17 protein-coding genes and 1 tRNA gene are annotated in these 15,055 nt (G+C 66.3%); 10 read left to right on the top strand and 8 right to left on the bottom strand.

The window, feature by feature from the left end:
• Nucleotides 1-33: 33 nt before the first annotated feature.
• A complete protein-coding gene (gene ftsY / locus AACH00_RS01065; RefSeq protein WP_341397085.1) occupies nt 34-1,128 on the bottom strand; it encodes a signal recognition particle-docking protein FtsY in 1,095 nt (364 codons plus the stop codon).
• Between the two features lie 85 nt (nt 1,129-1,213).
• Here ftsY and AACH00_RS01060 point away from each other — a divergent pair.
• The 3 genes from AACH00_RS01060 (at nt 1,214) to miaB (ending at nt 3,262) form a co-directional block, all read left to right on the top strand.
• Nucleotides 1,214-1,290 (top strand) — tRNA-Met (locus AACH00_RS01060).
• A gap of 69 nt (nt 1,291-1,359) precedes the next feature.
• Nucleotides 1,360-1,836, top strand: coding sequence for a hypothetical protein (locus AACH00_RS01055; RefSeq protein WP_341397084.1), 477 nt, complete (start codon nt 1,360-1,362; stop codon nt 1,834-1,836).
• Nucleotides 1,837-1,903: 67 nt separating this feature from the next.
• Nucleotides 1,904-3,262: a tRNA (N6-isopentenyl adenosine(37)-C2)-methylthiotransferase MiaB gene (miaB, locus tag AACH00_RS01050; protein WP_341397083.1), complete on the top strand. Its 1,359-nt coding sequence runs from the start codon at nt 1,904-1,906 to the stop codon at nt 3,260-3,262.
• Here miaB and AACH00_RS01045 read toward each other — a convergent pair whose 3' ends face one another.
• The gene (locus AACH00_RS01045) at nt 3,263-3,538 is read right to left on the bottom strand and encodes a hypothetical protein (RefSeq protein WP_341397082.1); all 276 of its coding nucleotides are present in this window, start codon (nt 3,536-3,538) and stop codon (nt 3,263-3,265) included. It lies immediately after the preceding gene.
• Nucleotides 3,539-3,668: 130 nt separating this feature from the next.
• Between AACH00_RS01045 and hemA the strand changes: the two genes are divergently transcribed.
• From hemA to AACH00_RS01015, 6 genes are all read left to right on the top strand, one after another.
• Nucleotides 3,669-4,970 (top strand): glutamyl-tRNA reductase, encoded by a 1,302-nt coding sequence (gene hemA / locus AACH00_RS01040; protein WP_341397081.1) that lies wholly within the window; start codon nt 3,669-3,671, stop codon nt 4,968-4,970.
• Between the two features lie 172 nt (nt 4,971-5,142).
• A complete protein-coding gene (prfA, locus tag AACH00_RS01035; RefSeq protein ID WP_341397080.1) occupies nt 5,143-6,225 on the top strand; it encodes a peptide chain release factor 1 in 1,083 nt (360 codons plus the stop codon).
• On the top strand, nt 6,222-7,088 hold the full coding sequence (gene prmC, locus AACH00_RS01030; protein WP_341397079.1) for a peptide chain release factor N(5)-glutamine methyltransferase: 867 nt from the start codon (nt 6,222-6,224) through the stop codon (nt 7,086-7,088). Before prfA ends, prmC begins: the two co-directional genes overlap by 4 nt.
• 127 nt (nt 7,089-7,215) lie before the next feature.
• Entirely contained in the window at nt 7,216-7,812 is a 597-nt protein-coding gene (locus AACH00_RS01025; protein WP_341397078.1) for a hypothetical protein, read from the top strand.
• 150 nt (nt 7,813-7,962) lie between these two features.
• A complete protein-coding gene (grxD, locus tag AACH00_RS01020; protein ID WP_341397077.1) occupies nt 7,963-8,274 on the top strand; it encodes a Grx4 family monothiol glutaredoxin in 312 nt (103 codons plus the stop codon).
• Nucleotides 8,275-8,281: 7 nt separating this feature from the next.
• The gene (locus AACH00_RS01015) at nt 8,282-8,854 is read left to right on the top strand and encodes a UbiX family flavin prenyltransferase (protein ID WP_341397076.1); all 573 of its coding nucleotides are present in this window, start codon (nt 8,282-8,284) and stop codon (nt 8,852-8,854) included.
• A 10-nt stretch (nt 8,855-8,864) separates the two neighbouring features.
• On the opposite strand, the gene AACH00_RS01010 is transcribed toward AACH00_RS01015, so the two are convergent.
• The gene (locus AACH00_RS01010; RefSeq protein ID WP_341397075.1) at nt 8,865-9,497 is read right to left on the bottom strand and encodes a lytic transglycosylase domain-containing protein; all 633 of its coding nucleotides are present in this window, start codon (nt 9,495-9,497) and stop codon (nt 8,865-8,867) included.
• On the bottom strand, nt 9,494-11,239 hold the full coding sequence (locus tag AACH00_RS01005; protein ID WP_341397074.1) for a proline--tRNA ligase: 1,746 nt from the start codon (nt 11,237-11,239) through the stop codon (nt 9,494-9,496). The genes AACH00_RS01010 and AACH00_RS01005 overlap by 4 nt, the downstream gene beginning before the upstream one ends.
• 103 nt (nt 11,240-11,342) lie before the next feature.
• On the opposite strand from AACH00_RS01005, the gene AACH00_RS01000 reads away from it, so the two are divergent.
• Entirely contained in the window at nt 11,343-11,972 is a 630-nt protein-coding gene (locus AACH00_RS01000) for an RNA pyrophosphohydrolase (protein ID WP_341397073.1), read from the top strand.
• A 26-nt stretch (nt 11,973-11,998) separates the two neighbouring features.
• Here the strand turns inward: AACH00_RS01000 and proB are convergent, their stop codons facing one another.
• From proB to rplU, 4 genes are all read right to left on the bottom strand, one after another.
• Complete coding sequence (proB, locus tag AACH00_RS00995) at nt 11,999-13,117, bottom strand: glutamate 5-kinase (protein ID WP_341397072.1); 1,119 nt, start codon at nt 13,115-13,117, stop codon at nt 11,999-12,001.
• A 9-nt stretch (nt 13,118-13,126) separates the two neighbouring features.
• The gene (gene cgtA, locus AACH00_RS00990; RefSeq protein WP_341397071.1) at nt 13,127-14,203 is read right to left on the bottom strand and encodes an Obg family GTPase CgtA; all 1,077 of its coding nucleotides are present in this window, start codon (nt 14,201-14,203) and stop codon (nt 13,127-13,129) included.
• Nucleotides 14,204-14,305: 102 nt separating this feature from the next.
• Nucleotides 14,306-14,563: a 50S ribosomal protein L27 gene (gene rpmA, locus AACH00_RS00985; protein WP_341397070.1), complete on the bottom strand. Its 258-nt coding sequence runs from the start codon at nt 14,561-14,563 to the stop codon at nt 14,306-14,308.
• 29 nt (nt 14,564-14,592) lie between these two features.
• Entirely contained in the window at nt 14,593-14,904 is a 312-nt protein-coding gene (gene rplU / locus AACH00_RS00980; RefSeq protein ID WP_341397460.1) for a 50S ribosomal protein L21, read from the bottom strand.
• Nucleotides 14,905-15,055 lie beyond the last annotated feature (151 nt).

Genomic DNA, 15,055 nt, shown 5'->3' with positions numbered 1-15,055 from the left:
CTGCCCTCACCTGCTCAACCGCTCATCAATCCGTCAGCTCAGCAGCGCGCTCGCGAACTCGCGGGCGCTGAAGGTCTGCAGATCTTCCAGCTGCTCGCCCACGCCGATGAAATACACCGGCACCGGGCCACCACCCGCCGCCTGGCGCTCACGCACCCACAACGCAATTGCGGCCAGCACGCCACCCTTGGCGGTGCCGTCGAGCTTGGTGACGATCAGGCCGGTCAAGGTCAGCGCGTCATCGAAGGACTTGACCTGGGCCAGTGCGTTCTGGCCCGTGTTGCCGTCCACCACCAGCAGCACCTGGTGCGGCGCCGTGGCATCGGCCTTGTTGATCACCCGGCGGATCTTCTTCAGTTCTTCCATCAGGTGAAGCTGCGTGGGCAGGCGGCCGGCGGTGTCGGCAATGACCACGTCGCAGCCACGGGCGCGGCCCGCGTTCACCGCATCAAACGTCACCGCAGCGGGGTCGCCGCCTTCCTGGCTGACGATCTCGACCTGGTTGCGGCCGGCCCACACCGACAACTGCTCGCGCGCTGCGGCGCGGAAGGTGTCGGCGGCGGCCAGCAGCACCTTGGCGCCGCTTTCAGCCAGATGCCGCGTGAGCTTGCCGATGCTGGTGGTCTTGCCGGCACCGTTCACGCCCACCACCATGATCACCGTGGGCACGAACTCGCCCACCACCAGCGGGCGCTCCAGCGGCGCCAGCAGCTCGGCCACGCCTTCGATCAGCAAGGCCTTCACCTGCGCCGGGTCGGTGGCCTTGGTGTCCTTCACGCGCTGCTTCAGGTCACGCAGCAGGTGCTCGGTCGCCTTGACGCCGGTGTCGGCCATCAGCAGCGCCGTTTCCAGCTCTTCATACAGCGCGTCATCAATGCGCGTGCCGGTGAACACTTGGGCAATGCCGGAGCCGGTGCGTGCCAGGCCTTGCTTCAGGCGGCTGAACCAGCTGGCCCGCTCCATTTGCGGCTTGGGCGTGGCGGCCACGTTGGCGGGCGCGCTCAACACCGACGACGGCAGGGGCGTGGCGGCGGGCGAAGCAGCTGGGGCGGGTGCTTGTGCGGCCACCGCGGGCTGTTGAGGCGCATCGGCCGGAGCCGGGCTCTTCTTGCGGAAAAAACTGAACATGGGTCTATTGTCGGGGTGCTCAAGAAATTTGTCGCGAACAGTTGTTGCATTGCGCCCAATACTTGATGTATAGTCATGGGCTGTTGGCGCTTTAGCTCAGCCGGTTAGAGCGACGGAATCATAATCCGCAGGTCCGGGGTTCGAATCCCTGAAGCGCCACCAAAACAAGCCGGCCCGAGTTTTCGAAAGGAAACTTGGGCCGAATCATTTCACAGCCCCTGGATACACACCATGAACCGCTGTGCCATGACGACGGCCCGCCTGAAACACGGCTTGCGCAGTGCTTGTCACGCGCTCAATGCGCACGCACTGCGCGCCGCATTGGTTCTGGCGATGTCGGCCACGCTGCTGACAGCCCTGCTGGCAACGCATCTGCCAGCCCAAGCCCAGGCCGCCCGCAACTTCCCTGCCTCCGCCCTGCGCGGCGAACTGCAGTTCCAGTCGCAGCCCGAAGTGCTGCTGAATGGCCAGGCCGCTCGCCTCGCCCCCGGCGCGCGCATTCGTGGCACCGACAACCTGCTGCAGCTGGCCGGCAACCTCACCGGCACGCGCGCCATCGTCAACTACACCATCGACCCCTTCGGTCTGGTGAAAGACGTCTGGCTGCTGCGCCCCGACGAGATCCTCGTGAAGCCGTGGCCCCGCACCACCGCCGAAGCCCAGAGCTGGGTCTTCAACGCCGACGCACAGACCTGGTCGCGCCCCTGAGCGCACCGGCCTCTCCCATTTGATTGACGGGTGCGGCGCCGAGGCGCGCACCGACGGAGTCTTCGCCATGAGCAAGAAAGTTTTCATTCGTACCTTCGGCTGCCAGATGAACGAGTACGACTCGGACAAGATGGCCGACGTGCTGCGCGCAGCCGAAGGCTACGAGCCGACCGACGACGTGGACCAGGCTGACCTCGTGTTGTTCAACACCTGCTCGGTGCGCGAGAAGGCGTCCGAGAAGGTGTTCTCCGATCTGGGCCGGGTCAAGCACCTGAAGGAAAAGGGCGTGCTGATCGGCGTGGGCGGTTGCGTGGCCAGCCAGGAAGGTGCGGCCATCATTGCGCGCGCACCGTACGTCGACATCGTCTTCGGCCCGCAGACCCTGCACCGCCTGCCGCAGCTGATCGAGCGCCGGCAATCGCAGCAGCGCGCGCAGGTCGACATCAGCTTCCCCGAAATCGAGAAGTTCGACCACCTGCCGCCGGCCCGCGTCGAGGGCGCCTCCGCCTTCGTGTCGATCATGGAAGGCTGCTCGAAGTACTGCACCTACTGCGTGGTGCCGTACACGCGCGGTGAAGAGGTTTCGCGCCCGTTCGAGGACGTGCTGACGGAAGTGGCCGGGCTGGCCGACCAGGGCGTGAAGGAAGTGACGCTGCTGGGCCAGAACGTCAACGGCTACCGCGGCACCATGGGCAATACCAGCGAGATCGCCGACTTTGCCCTGCTGCTGGAATACGTCGGCGAGATCCCGGGCATCGAGCGCATCCGCTACACCACCAGCCACCCGAACGAATTCAGCCAGCGCCTGATCGACGTGTACGCCAAGGTGCCGCAGCTGGTGAACCACCTGCACCTGCCGGTGCAGCACGGCAGCGACCGCATCCTGATGGCGATGAAGCGCGGCTACACCACGCTGGAATTCAAGAGCACGATCCGCAAGCTCAAGCTGGTGCGCCCTGACATCACCTTGTCGTCCGATTTCATCGTGGGCTTCCCCGGCGAAACCGACGATGACTTCGCCAAGACCATGAAACTGATCGACGACATCGGCTTCGACGCCTCGTTCAGCTTCATCTTCAGCCCGCGACCCGGCACGCCGGCGGCTTCGCTGGCCGATGACACGCCGCACGAGGTGAAGCTTGCCCGACTGCAAACCCTGCAGGCCCGCATCGAAGCCAACATCAAGGCGATCAGCGACACCCGTGTCGGTACCGCGCAGCGCGTGCTGGTTGAAGGCCCGTCGCGCAAGAACGCGGCGGAGCTGATGGGCCGCACCGAGTGCAACCGCATCGTCAATTTCCCCGGCTCGGCCCGCCTGATTGGTCAGATGGTCGACGTGACGATCACCAGCGCGATGCCGCACTCGCTGCGCGCCGAGGTGCTGGTGCGCGAATCGGGCACGGCCCCGGCCAGCCTGCCGGCCTGATCAGAGGTGGCGCAGGCCCTTCCACCAGAGGGCCAGCGCCGTGGCGCCCACCAGCGCCAGGTAGGTCAGCATCCGACCGTCACGGCCGAAGAGCACCAGGCCCGCCACCAGCACCACCGCGCCAGCCACCGAGGCCCACACCACCAGCGTGCGCCAGGGCACGGCGCGCAAACCCCGGCGCCACACCAGCTTGCTGAGGCTGGCCGCCAGCACGGCCACACCCACCGCGGGGGCGAAGAAGTTCAGCAAATGCCACAACACGTCCAGCGGACCCATGATTCACCTGTGATGTGCGCCCCTGCTGTGCCGCTTGCGCACTGCACCGAGCTTGATGCCGATCAATTCCCACACAAAACGCCCGCTATGTCTCAGGCAGCGTTTGTGAATGCAATTTTATAATCGCGTCATGAGTGTTTTCGCTCTCGGGCTCAACCATCAAACCGCACCGCTGGATATCCGCGGGCGCTTTGCGTTTGCCCCTGAGCAACTGAGCCCTGCCCTGCGCGGCTTCCGCGAGCAGTTGTTGCGCGCCATGCCCGAGGCGGCCATCCTCTCCACCTGCAACCGCACCGAGCTGTATGTGGCGGCTGACCCCGCCCGCAGCCGCGAGCTGGTGCGTCCAGCCCTCGATTGGCTGGCAGCCCATGGCGGCCTGCACGGCGACCAGCTGCAGGCCCACACCTACGTGCTGGAGAACCGCGAAGCCGCCCGACACGCCTTCCGCGTGGCCTCGGGTCTCGATTCGATGGTGCTCGGTGAGCCGCAGATCCTGGGCCAGATGAAGCAGGCCGTGCGCGGCGCTGACGAAGCCGGCACGCTGGGCACCACCCTGCACCAGCTTTTCCAGCGCTCGTTCTCGGTGGCCAAGGAAGTGCGTACGTCGACGGAAATCGGCTCGCACTCGATCAGCATGGCGGCCGCCACGGTGCGGCTCGCGTCGCAGCTGTTTGAAGACCTGCGCGATACCCGCGTGCTGTTTGTCGGCGCGGGCGAAATGATCGAGCTGGTGGCCACGCACTTCGCCGCGCGTGAGCCCAAGCTGATGGCTGTCGCCAACCGCACGCTGGAGCGCGGCGAGAAACTGGCCAGCCGCTTCGGCGCGCAGGCCCTGCGGCTCGCTGACCTGCCAACGCGCCTTCAAGACTTCGACATCATCGTGTCTTGCACCGCCAGCAGCCTGCCGATCATCGGCCTGGGCGCGGTGGAGCGCGCACTGAAGGCCCGCAAGCGCCGGCCGATGTTCATGGTCGACCTGGCCGTGCCGCGCGACATCGAGCCCGAAGTAGGACAGCTTTCTGACGTCTACCTCTACACGGTCGACGACCTGACGGAAGTCACCCGCACGGCTGGCGAGAAACGCCTCGCGGCAGTGGAGCAAGCTGAAACCATCATCGACGCCGGCGTGCAGAGTTTTGCGCACTGGCTCGACCAGCGCGCCAGCGTGCCGCTGATCCAGGCCCTGAACCGCCAGGCAGATGACTGGCGCGCCGGCGAGATCGCCCGTGCCCGCAAACTGCTGGCCAAAGGCAACGACATCGACAGCGTGCTCGAAGCCCTGAGCCGGGGCCTGACCCAGAAGATGCTGCACGGCGCCCTGGCCGAACTGCACGCCAGCGAAGGCAGCCAGCGGCACCAGACGGCCGAGGTGGTGTCGCGGCTGTTCCTGCGGCAATCGCCCCGCGACCCCGCCGACGACACCGGCCGTTAGCGCTGCGCGTGTTCGCTTCGCCTGGCCTTGCTGCCAGGCCCCGCGCAACAGCCCTGGCCTGCGCCAAGGCTGACGCCCCCGGTGGCGAACGCCGACACGACGGCCGACACGACGGCCCAAACGACCGCCCACCCGATCGCCTACCCAGCGCCCCCTGCCCGGCGCCCGCCCCATGAACGACTCGCTGCGCCAGCAACTCCGACGCCTGGCTTTCCGGCTCACCGAACTGGACGCGCTGCTGGCCGACCCCCAGGTCACGGCCGACATGAAGCGCTACCGCCAGATTGCGCGTGAGCAAGCCGATGCCGCTGAGGTGGCCGCCCTGTTCCGCACCTTCGAGCAACGCGAGCAAGACTTGGCCGACGCCATCGCCATGGCCGACGATGCGGAGATGGCCGACATGGCCCGCGAAGAACAAGCCGCAGCCAAGGCTGACCTGGCCAGTCTGCTTGGCCAGCTGCAAACCGCCCTGCTGCCCCGCGACCCCGACGACGGCCGCAACGCCTTCGTGGAAATACGGGCTGGCACCGGCGGCGAAGAATCTGCGCTGTTCGCCGCTGACCTCGCACGCATGTACCTGCGTTATGCCGAAGCCCTGGGTTGGCGCTGCGAGTTGATGAGCGAAAGCGCCTCCGATCTGGGCGGCTACAAGGACGTGGTCATCCGCATGGAAGGTGACTCGGTCTACGCCCGCATGAAGTTCGAATCAGGGGGCCACCGCGTGCAACGCGTGCCGGCCACCGAAACCCAGGGCCGCATCCACACCAGCGCCTGCACCGTGGCCGTGATGCCCGAGCCTGATGAAGCCGCGGAAGTGACACTGAACCCGGCCGAGCTGCGCATCGACACCTTCCGCGCCAGCGGCGCCGGTGGCCAGCACATCAACAAGACCGACAGCGCGATCCGCGTGACCCACCTGCCCACCGGTCTGGTGGCTGAGTGCCAGGATGACCGCTCCCAGCACCGCAACAAGGCCAAGGCCCTGGCGGTGCTGCAGGCGCGGTTGCAAGACAAAGAACGTACCGAGCGGCAGGCGCGCGAAGCCGCTACGCGCAAGGCGCTGGTGGGCTCGGGCGACCGCAGCGACCGCATCCGCACCTACAACTTCCCGCAAGGCCGGCTCACCGATCACCGCATCAACCTGACGCTCTACAAGCTGGGGCAGATCATGGAAGGTGACCTCGGTGACGTGATCCAGGCGCTGCAGGCCTTCCGCTCACAGCAGCAGATGGCCGCGCTGGAGGCCGGGGCATGACCGGCGCCACAGCAACACCGATGACGGTGGCACAAGCGCTCATCAACGCACAGGCACAGGGCGTCGAGCGTCTGGATGCGCAACACCTGCTGGGCAGCCTGCTGGGCCAGAGCCGCAGCTGGCTGTTCATCCATGGCGACACGCCGCTGCAGCCCGCCCATGCCCACACCTGGGCCGACTGGTGCCACCGCCTGGCAGGCGGTGAGCCGCTGGCCTACCTGCTCGGTCAGCAGGACTTTCACGGCCTGACGCTGCAGGTATCTCCTGCCGTGCTGGTGCCCCGGCCGGATACGGAGGTGCTGGTCGACTGGGCGCTGGACACCTTGAACGGCGCGCTGGCACATCTTCCCGCACCCCGGGTGATCGACCTGGGCACGGGCAGCGGCGCCATCGCATTGGCCGTGAAGCAGGCGTGTCCGCGGGCCGTGGTGCATGCACTCGACGCCAGCCCGGAGGCCCTGGCGGTGGCACGCGGCAATGGCGAGCAACTGGGCTTGGCCGTGCACTGGCTGCACAGCCACTGGTGGCAAGGCGTGGCGGGCGATCAGTTCGACCTGGTGCTGTCGAACCCGCCCTACATCCCGGGCGACGACCCGCACCTGGCCGATCTGGCGCACGAGCCGCGCATGGCGCTCACGCCCGAGGGCGACGGCCTGGCCGCGTACCGCGAGATCGTGGCTGGCTGCGACACCTGGCTGGCCGCAGGCGGCTGGCTGCTGCTGGAGCATGGCTACGACCAGGGCGACAGCGTGCCAGCCTTGCTGCGCGCCGCCGGCCTGCACAACGTGCGCCTGCAACTGGACCTGGCGGGCCGCGCCCGCTGCACTGGTGGCCAAAAGACCAACATCGGCGCGCAGCTGTAAACAAAACAAACAGGGGCTTTCCGCCACTGTTTGATGGCCCACAGAAGCCGGCCGACGCGTTACGATGAATCATCGACTGGCCCGCGTGCCCAACGCAGGTCTCGATGGCCGACTTCCGGGAGGTGTTATGCGCATCGTGCTGCTTGCAACTGTCCTCGCCACGCTGCTGCCTTTGGCGGCCACTGCCGCTGATGGCGGCCAAGGCTTGCGCTGGGACAACGCCAACCCGGCTTGGTCGACCTGGCAGGCCCGGCTGAGCGTCACCTCGACCCTGCCGCTCGACAGCACCCGCCCGAACCTCACGCCCCCCGCTGCACGCGCCGCACTCCGGCTCAGCAGCGACCGCTACTTCAACCTCGCGCCCCTGGGCGATGGCGGCGGTCTGCGGGCCACCACCGCGCTGTGGCTGGGTCCGAAGACCGTGGCGCTGGGTTCTGCCGCCGCCATCGGCCCTGAAGCCTGGAACATCAGCGCGGGCCAATCAGCCGCACTGATCGACAACAGTGAACAGGCGGCCACCGCCATGCCCTACCTCGGTCTGGGCTACAGCACCTGGTGGCGCAAGCTGGGTCTGGGCATCAGCGCCGATGTGGGTGTGCTGGCCCAGCGGCCGGGCGGCGCGAGCCTCGGGCGGCTGCTGAGCGGCAGTGACAGCCTCGACCTCACGCTGCGCTCGATGCAGCTGTCGCCGGTGTTCCAGCTGAACTTGTCGTACAGCTTCTGACGGCGCGCCTCGCGCTCTGGGACAATAGACGCCGATTACCGCCCCGCCGCGTCGGGGCTTGTCTGGCCACACCTGCAAGCCGGCTGTGCTTTGCCGTATAAACCCGGCATCGCAGCACGAGCTGCTCCCAATTCGAATGAAAGACACGCCATGAGCGACGTTCAGCAGCGCATCGACGAGATCGTCAAGGGCAACAAGGTTGTCCTGTTCATGAAGGGCACTGCCCAGTTTCCGCAGTGCGGCTTCTCCGGCCGTGCCATCCAGATCCTGAAGGCCTGCGGCGCGCAGGACATCACCACCGTCAACGTGCTGGCGGACGAGGAAGTGCGCCAGGGCATCAAGGAATACGCCAACTGGCCGACCATCCCGCAGCTCTACGTCAACGGCGAATTTGTCGGTGGCTCGGACATCATGATGGAGATGTACCAGGCCGGCGAGCTGCAAGAAGTGCTGGCAGGCTGACCCCGGCATGGAGGCATCAGCGCCCCGCGTCGTCGTCGGCCTGACGGGTGCCTCCGGCGCCATCTACGGCGTGCGGCTGCTGCAGCGTCTCAAGGCGCTGGGCGCGCACACCCACCTGGTGGTCACACCGGCTGGGGTGCTGAACGCGCACCACGAACTCGGCCTGAGCCGGCCCGACCTCGAAGCGATGGCCGATGAATGCCACCCGCTGGGTGACATCGGCGCCTGCATTGCCAGCGGCAGCCACCCGACCGATGCGATGGTGATTGCGCCGTGCACGATGAAGACGCTCGCCGCCATCGCCCATGGCTTCGGCGACAACCTGCTGACCCGTGCGGCCGACGTGACCTTGAAGGAGCGTCGGCGCCTGCTGTTGATGGTGCGAGAGACGCCCTTCAACCTGGCCCACCTGCGCAACATGACGGCCGTGACCGAGATGGGCGGCATCATCTTCCCGCCGCTGCCGGCGTTCTACCACCGCCCGCAGACCATCGACGAGCTGGTGGACGACACGGTCGAGCGCGTGATCGAACTGCTCAACGTGGGCCGGGGCAGCCCGAAGCGCTGGACTGGGCTCTGAGGCAGCCGCCTCAGGCCAGCCACTGGCGCCGGGCGCCAAACACCATGTCCGGATACTCGGACTTGCCGCGGCTGCCGTTGTAGCGCCCCAGGGCGAGGAACAGGTCACCCTGTTCGCGGTCGAGGTAGTGGCGCAGGATCACGCAGCCGAAGCGCAGGTTGGTCTGCATGTGGAACAGCGATGCCGGATCGCCATTGCCGATCAGGCGCGCCCAGAACGGCATCACCTGCATGTAGCCGCGCGCACCGGCCGAGCTGATGGCGTATTTGCGGAAACCGCTTTCCGCCTGCACCAGCCCCAGCACCAGCGCGGGCTCCAGACCGGCCCGCTTGCTCTCGTACCAGAGGGTGTCGAGAAACTCGAGCCGCGTCTGCAACTCTGACTTGCGGCGCTTGAGGCGCTCGCTCATCGCACCCTGCCAGCGCAAGTAGGCCAGCCGGTCGTCCATGTTCAAGAACACCGGCTTGGGCGGCGCCGGGTTGGCGATGGCAGCAGACAGGATGGTGCGCACGGCATCCGCCAGCGGCTCCTCGGCCTGCCGGCCGGCCTGCGCAAGTGGTGCCCAGGGGGCCAGCAGCGCCGCTGCCGCCCCGCCCAGCACCTTGCGACGATCCACGCCGTGGTCGTCGCCTTGGCGGCTCATCGGCCGAGCCGGGCCAGCACGCTGGCCACCACGTCCGTGGTCGCGATCTTGGCGGCTTCAGCGTCACGGCGGCCTTGCACCTCCAGCAGCCCTTCCTTCAGGCCGCGGTCGGAGATGACCACGCGCTGCGGCACGCCTACCAGTTCCCAGTCGGCGAACATCGCACCGGGGCGCTCGCCCCGGTCGTCCAGCAGCACGTCGACGCCAGCCGCCTTCAGCTCGGCATAGAGCTGGTCGGCCGCCGTCTTCACCTCTTCCGAGCGGTCATAACCGATCGGGCACAGCACGGCCTCGAACGGGGCGATGGACACAGGCCAGATGATGCCGCGGCCGTCGTGGTTCTGCTCGATCGCTGCACCCAGGATGCGGGTGACGCCGATGCCGTAGCAACCCATCTCCATGAGCTTCGGCTTGCCGGTCTCATCGAGGAAGGTGGCGTTCATCGCCTTGGAGTATTTGGTGCCGAGGTAGAACACATGGCCCACCTCGATGCCGCGCTGGATGGCCAGCACGCCCTTGCCGTCGGGCGACGGATCGCCCTCAACCACATTGCGCAGGTCGGCCACGGCGTCAGGCTCAGGCAGGTCACGGCCCCAGTTCACACCGGTGATGTGGACGTCGGCCTCGTTGCCGCCGCAGACCCAGTCGCTCATCAGCGCCACGGTGCGGTCAGCCACGATCTTCACCGGCTTCTTCAGGCCGATCGGGCCCAGGTAGCCAGGCTTCGTGCCGAAATGGTCTTCGATTTCGGAGACGGTGGCAAAACGGAAGCCGCCCCTTAGACCTTCGACCTTGCCAGCCTTGACTTCGTTCATGTCGTGGTCGCCGCGCAGCAGCAGCAGCCAGATCGTGGACTTGGCGATGTCGCCCTTGTCGTCCAGCTCGTCGGTGGCCAGCACCAGCGACTTCACGGTCTGCGTCAGTGGCAAGCCCAGGAACTGCGCCACGTCGGCGCAGGTGCTCTTGCCCGGCGTGGGCGTGCGCACCAGGGCATTCGCTGCAGCGGCGCGTGCGGGCAGCAAGGCCACTCCTTCAGCCAGTTCGATGTTGGCGGCGTAGTCGCTGGTCGGGCAGTAGACGATGGCGTCTTCGCCGGTGTCGGCGATCACCTGGAACTCATGCGAGAGATCACCGCCGATGGCGCCGGTATCGGCGGCCACTGCGCGGTAGGCCAGACCGAAGCGATCAAAGATGCGCTTGTAGGCGGCAAACATCGACTCGTAGCTCTTGGTGGCGCCGGCCTCGTCACGGTCGAAGGAGTAAGCGTCCTTCATCGTGAACTCGCGGCCGCGCATCACGCCGAAGCGGGGGCGGCGCTCGTCGCGGAACTTCGTCTGGATGTGATAGAAATTCTTGGGCAGCTGCTTGTAGCTGCGCAGTTCCTGGCGGGCGATGTCCGTCACCACTTCTTCAGAGGTGGGCTGAATGATGTAGTCGCGGTCATGGCGGTCCTTCACGCGCATCAGCTCTGGGCCCATCTTCTCGAAGCGGCCCGTCTCTTGCCAGAGTTCCGCCGGCTGCACCACGGGCATCAGCAGCTCGACCGCGCCCGCCCGTTCCATCTCCTCACGGATGATGCGCTCGACCTTGCGGATCACGCGCAGGCCCATCGGCATGTAGTTGTAGATGCCTGCGCCAAGCCGTTTGATCATGCCGGCACGCATCATCAACTGGTGGCTGACCACCTCGGCGTCGGCGGGCGCTTCCTTGAGCGTGGAGATGAAGAACTGGGTGGCTTTCATGGGCGGTCCGTGTGTGCACCTGGCAGGCTTGGGGTAAGCGAGGCATGTGCCCGCAGGCCCGCCGGTGCTATATTGAAATCAGTTCAAAAATTGGGGTTCGATTATGCTCGACCGGGAAGGCTACAGGCCTAACGTCGGCATCATCCTGCTCAACGCCCGCAACCAGGTTTTTTGGGGCAAGCGCTTGCGCACCCATTCCTGGCAGTTCCCGCAAGGGGGCATCAAATACGGCGAGTCGCCCGAGCAGGCGATGTTCCGCGAGTTGCACGAAGAGGTCGGGCTCTACCCCGACCACGTCCAGATCCTGGCCCGCACACGCGACTGGCTGCGCTACAACGTGCCCGATCACTTCATCCGCAAGGATGCCCGTGGCCACTACAAGGGCCAGAAGCAGATCTGGTTCCTGCTGCGCCTGACCGGGCGCGACAGCGACATGAACCTGCGCGCCACCAACCACCCCGAGTTCGACGCCTGGCGCTGGAACGAATACTGGGTGCCGCTGGACGTCGTGATCGAGTTCAAGCGCGACGTCTATCAAATGGCGCTGACCGAGCTCGCACGCTACCTGCCCAAGGTGAACCACCACAACCGCTATCTGCGCGGCGGCATGCGTTCACACGGCCGGGACCATGAGCACGAACATGCCGGGGCCAGTGATTTTGGTGCCGGCATGAGCGACAGCGAACTGGCCGACCTGCACCACGAGACGCCCCCCGACCTGGCCGCCGGCTGAGGCCTTTGGCCCAGGGGCCAGGGCGCTCAGCCCAGCACCATGTTGTCGCGGTGGATGAGTTCGGGCTCGTTCGCGTAGCCCAGCAGGCCGCCGATCTGCGACGACGGCTTGCGGGCAATCAGGCGCGCCTCGGCGCTGGAGTAGTTCGCCAGGCCACGCGCCACTTCGGCCCCCGCACCATTGCGCACGGCGATGACATCGCCGCGGTGGAATTCACCTTCCACCTCCAGCACGCCGATCGGCAGCAGGCTCTTGCCTTCGTCGCGCAGCTTGATGACTGCGCCGTCATCAACCGTGACGGCACCGCGCAGCTGCAGATGGTCAGCCATCCACTGTTTGCGGGCCGCCAGCTTCGGCAAGCCGGCCACCAGGGCCGTGCCGATGGCTTCGCCAGCGGTCAGGCGCAGCAGCACATCCGGCTCACGCCCCCAGGCGATGATGGTGGAGGCACCGCTGCCGGCCGCGCGCTTGGCGGCCAGAATCTTCGTCAGCATGCCGCCGCGGCCAAGGCTGGAGCCCGCGCCGCCGGCCATCAATTCCAGGGCCGGGTCACCCGCTTCGGCGACGTCGATGAAACGCGCCTGCGGGTCCTTGCGCGGATCGGCTGAATACAAACCGCGCTGATCCGTCAGGATGACCAGGGCGTCTGCATCGACCAGATTGGCCACGAGGGCACCCAGCGTGTCGTTGTCACCGAACTTGATTTCGTCGTTGACGACGGTGTCGTTCTCGTTGATGACGGGAATGACCTTCAATCCAAGCAGGGTGAGCAGGGTTGATCGCGCATTGAGGTAACGCTCCCGGTCAGCCAGGTCGGCGTGGGTCAGCAGCACTTGCGCGCTGCCGATACCGTGCTCCGAGAGCTTGGTCTCGTACATCTGCGCCAGGCCCATCTGGCCGACGGCAGCAGCGGCCTGCAGCTCCGGCAGTTCGGTCGGACGGGTGGTCCAGCCCAGGCGCTTCATGCCTTCGGCGATGGCGCCGCTGGACACCATCACCACCTCACGGCCTTCACGCGCAAGGGCAGCCAGCTGCCGGCACCAGGTGCCGATGGCTTCGGCGTCCACGCCGCGGCCCTCATTGGTGACGAGGCTGGAACCGACCTTGACGACGATGCGCCGGGCGTTTTTCAGAACGTCGCTCATCGGGCGATCTCAGGCTTGTTGGTCGTCAGGAGCCGGTTCGTCGAAACGCGGGTCGTACTCGGGCTCAGGCTCGCGCTGCTCGGCGGCCACGTGGTCCCAGATGGCGTGCAGCAGTGGCTGCAGGCCTTCACGGGCCAGGGCCGAGATCTCGAAGACCGGGCCCTTCCACTTGTAGCGCTTGACGAAGTCCTTCACGCGCTTGGCGCGCTCGTCCTCCGGCACCATGTCGAGCTTGTTCAGCACCAGCCAGCGCGTCTTGGCGTGCAGGCTTTCGTCGTACTTGCGCAGCTCTTCCACGATGGCCTTGGCCTGCTGCACCGGATCGACGGTGTCGTCGAACGGAGCGAGGTCAACCACATGCAGCAGCAAGCGGGTGCGCTGCAGGTGGCGCAGGAACAGATGCCCGAGGCCGGCGCCTTCCGAGGCGCCTTCGATCAGGCCCGGGATGTCGGCGACCACGAAGCTCTTCTCCGGGCCGACGCGCACGACACCCAGGTTCGGGTGCAGCGTGGTGAACGGGTAGTCAGCGATCTTCGGCTTGGCGTTCGAGATGGCCGTGATCAGCGTCGACTTGCCGGCGTTCGGCATGCCCAGCAGGCCCACGTCAGCGAGCACGCGCAACTCCAGCTTGACCTTGTAGCCTTCGCCCGGCCAGCCCGGCGTGTGCTGGCGCGGCGCGCGGTTGGTGCTGCTCTTGTAGTGCAGATTGCCGAAACCGCCGTCGCCGCCCTTGGCGAGCAGCACTGGCACATCCGGCTCGATCAGCTCGGCCAGCACGCGGCCGGTTTCGGTGTCAGTGATGATCGTGCCGACCGGCATCCGCAGGATGACGTCGTCAGCCGCAGCGCCGAAGCAGTCTGCGCCGCGGCCGGACTCGCCATTGCGGGCCTCGTGGCGGCGCGCATAGCGGTAGTCGATCAGGGTGTTGAGATTGCGGTCTGCAACAGCAAACACGCTGCCGCCCTTGCCCCCGTTGCCGCCGTCCGGCCCACCGAAGGGGATGAATTTTTCGCGCCGGAAGCTCGCGCAGCCGGCGCCACCGTTGCCGGCTGCGATGTCGATGGTGGCTTCGTCAACGAATTTCATGATGGTCGGATGGTAACGAAAGGAGTCGCGGAGCGCGAACACCCGCAAAAAGGCAAAAAGCCCCGGCGAGCCGGGGCTTTGCGTCGGACGGATGCCGCTGTATTACAGCGGAGTCACGTTGACGGTGTGGCGGTTCAGCTCGCCCTTGACGGCGAACGACACGGTGCCATCGACCAACGCGAACAGCGTGTGGTCACGGCCCATGCCGACATTGTTGCCAGCGTGGAACTTGGTGCCACGTTGACGAACGATGACCGAGCCAGCCGGGATGACTTGGCCGCCGAACGCCTTGACGCCCAGCATCTTCGGTTGAGAGTCGCGGCCGTTCCGGGTGGAACCGCCGCCTTTTTTCTGTGCCATGGTTCAGAACTCCTTGGAATGCTGTGGCTTCAGCCGTTGACCGCGCTGATTTGCAGCTCGGTGTAGTGCTGGCGATGACCGCCATGCTTCTGGTAGTGCTTGCGGCGACGCATCTTGAAGATGCGAACCTTGTCGTGGCGACCATGCGCCACCACCACTGCCGTCACGCTTGCACCGCTCACCAGGGGAGAACCGACTTTCAGGTCAGCGCCGCTACCGACGGCCAACACTTGATCGATCACGATTTCCTGGCCAACGTCCGCAGCAATCTGTTCTACCTTGATCTTTTCGCCGGCTGCAACCTTATATTGCTTGCCACCGGTTTTTACGACCGCGTACATATGTGCCCTTTGCTCAAGTTCCACCTGCGGCTTGCTGCCCAGGCGCCGAACTGCACGGGTTTTCCCCACTCAGCCCAGCCCCGCAACATGCAGCCGCACGTGCGTATCGCCCGGACCATTCCGAAGCGAAGCCCTCGATCTTAGCACAATG

The sequence above is a fragment of the Ideonella margarita genome (assembly GCF_038066635.1).
GTDB classification, from domain to species: domain Bacteria; phylum Pseudomonadota; class Gammaproteobacteria; order Burkholderiales; family Burkholderiaceae_C; genus Ideonella; species Ideonella margarita.
This window is presented reverse-complemented; position numbering and strand designations above follow the sequence as displayed.

Bases quoted from the DNA above. Each gene is read 5' to 3' on its own strand.
- ftsY (WP_341397085.1), bottom strand. From the start codon at position 1,128: ATGTTCAGTTTTTTCCGCAAGAAGAGCCCGGCTCCGGCCGATGCGCCT.
- AACH00_RS01055 (WP_341397084.1), top strand. From the start codon at position 1,360: ATGAACCGCTGTGCCATGACGACGGCCCGCCTGAAACACGGCTTGCGC.
- miaB (WP_341397083.1), top strand. From the start codon at position 1,904: ATGAGCAAGAAAGTTTTCATTCGTACCTTCGGCTGCCAGATGAACGAG.
- AACH00_RS01045 (WP_341397082.1), bottom strand. From the start codon at position 3,538: ATGGGTCCGCTGGACGTGTTGTGGCATTTGCTGAACTTCTTCGCCCCC.
- hemA (WP_341397081.1), top strand. From the start codon at position 3,669: ATGAGTGTTTTCGCTCTCGGGCTCAACCATCAAACCGCACCGCTGGAT.
- prfA (WP_341397080.1), top strand. From the start codon at position 5,143: ATGAACGACTCGCTGCGCCAGCAACTCCGACGCCTGGCTTTCCGGCTC.
- prmC (WP_341397079.1), top strand. From the start codon at position 6,222: ATGACCGGCGCCACAGCAACACCGATGACGGTGGCACAAGCGCTCATC.
- AACH00_RS01025 (WP_341397078.1), top strand. From the start codon at position 7,216: ATGCGCATCGTGCTGCTTGCAACTGTCCTCGCCACGCTGCTGCCTTTG.
- grxD (WP_341397077.1), top strand. From the start codon at position 7,963: ATGAGCGACGTTCAGCAGCGCATCGACGAGATCGTCAAGGGCAACAAG.
- AACH00_RS01015 (WP_341397076.1), top strand. From the start codon at position 8,282: ATGGAGGCATCAGCGCCCCGCGTCGTCGTCGGCCTGACGGGTGCCTCC.
- AACH00_RS01010 (WP_341397075.1), bottom strand. From the start codon at position 9,497: ATGAGCCGCCAAGGCGACGACCACGGCGTGGATCGTCGCAAGGTGCTG.
- AACH00_RS01005 (WP_341397074.1), bottom strand. From the start codon at position 11,239: ATGAAAGCCACCCAGTTCTTCATCTCCACGCTCAAGGAAGCGCCCGCC.
- AACH00_RS01000 (WP_341397073.1), top strand. From the start codon at position 11,343: ATGCTCGACCGGGAAGGCTACAGGCCTAACGTCGGCATCATCCTGCTC.
- proB (WP_341397072.1), bottom strand. From the start codon at position 13,117: ATGAGCGACGTTCTGAAAAACGCCCGGCGCATCGTCGTCAAGGTCGGT.
- cgtA (WP_341397071.1), bottom strand. From the start codon at position 14,203: ATGAAATTCGTTGACGAAGCCACCATCGACATCGCAGCCGGCAACGGT.
- rpmA (WP_341397070.1), bottom strand. From the start codon at position 14,563: ATGGCACAGAAAAAAGGCGGCGGTTCCACCCGGAACGGCCGCGACTCT.
- rplU (WP_341397460.1), bottom strand. From the start codon at position 14,904: ATGTACGCGGTCGTAAAAACCGGTGGCAAGCAATATAAGGTTGCAGCC.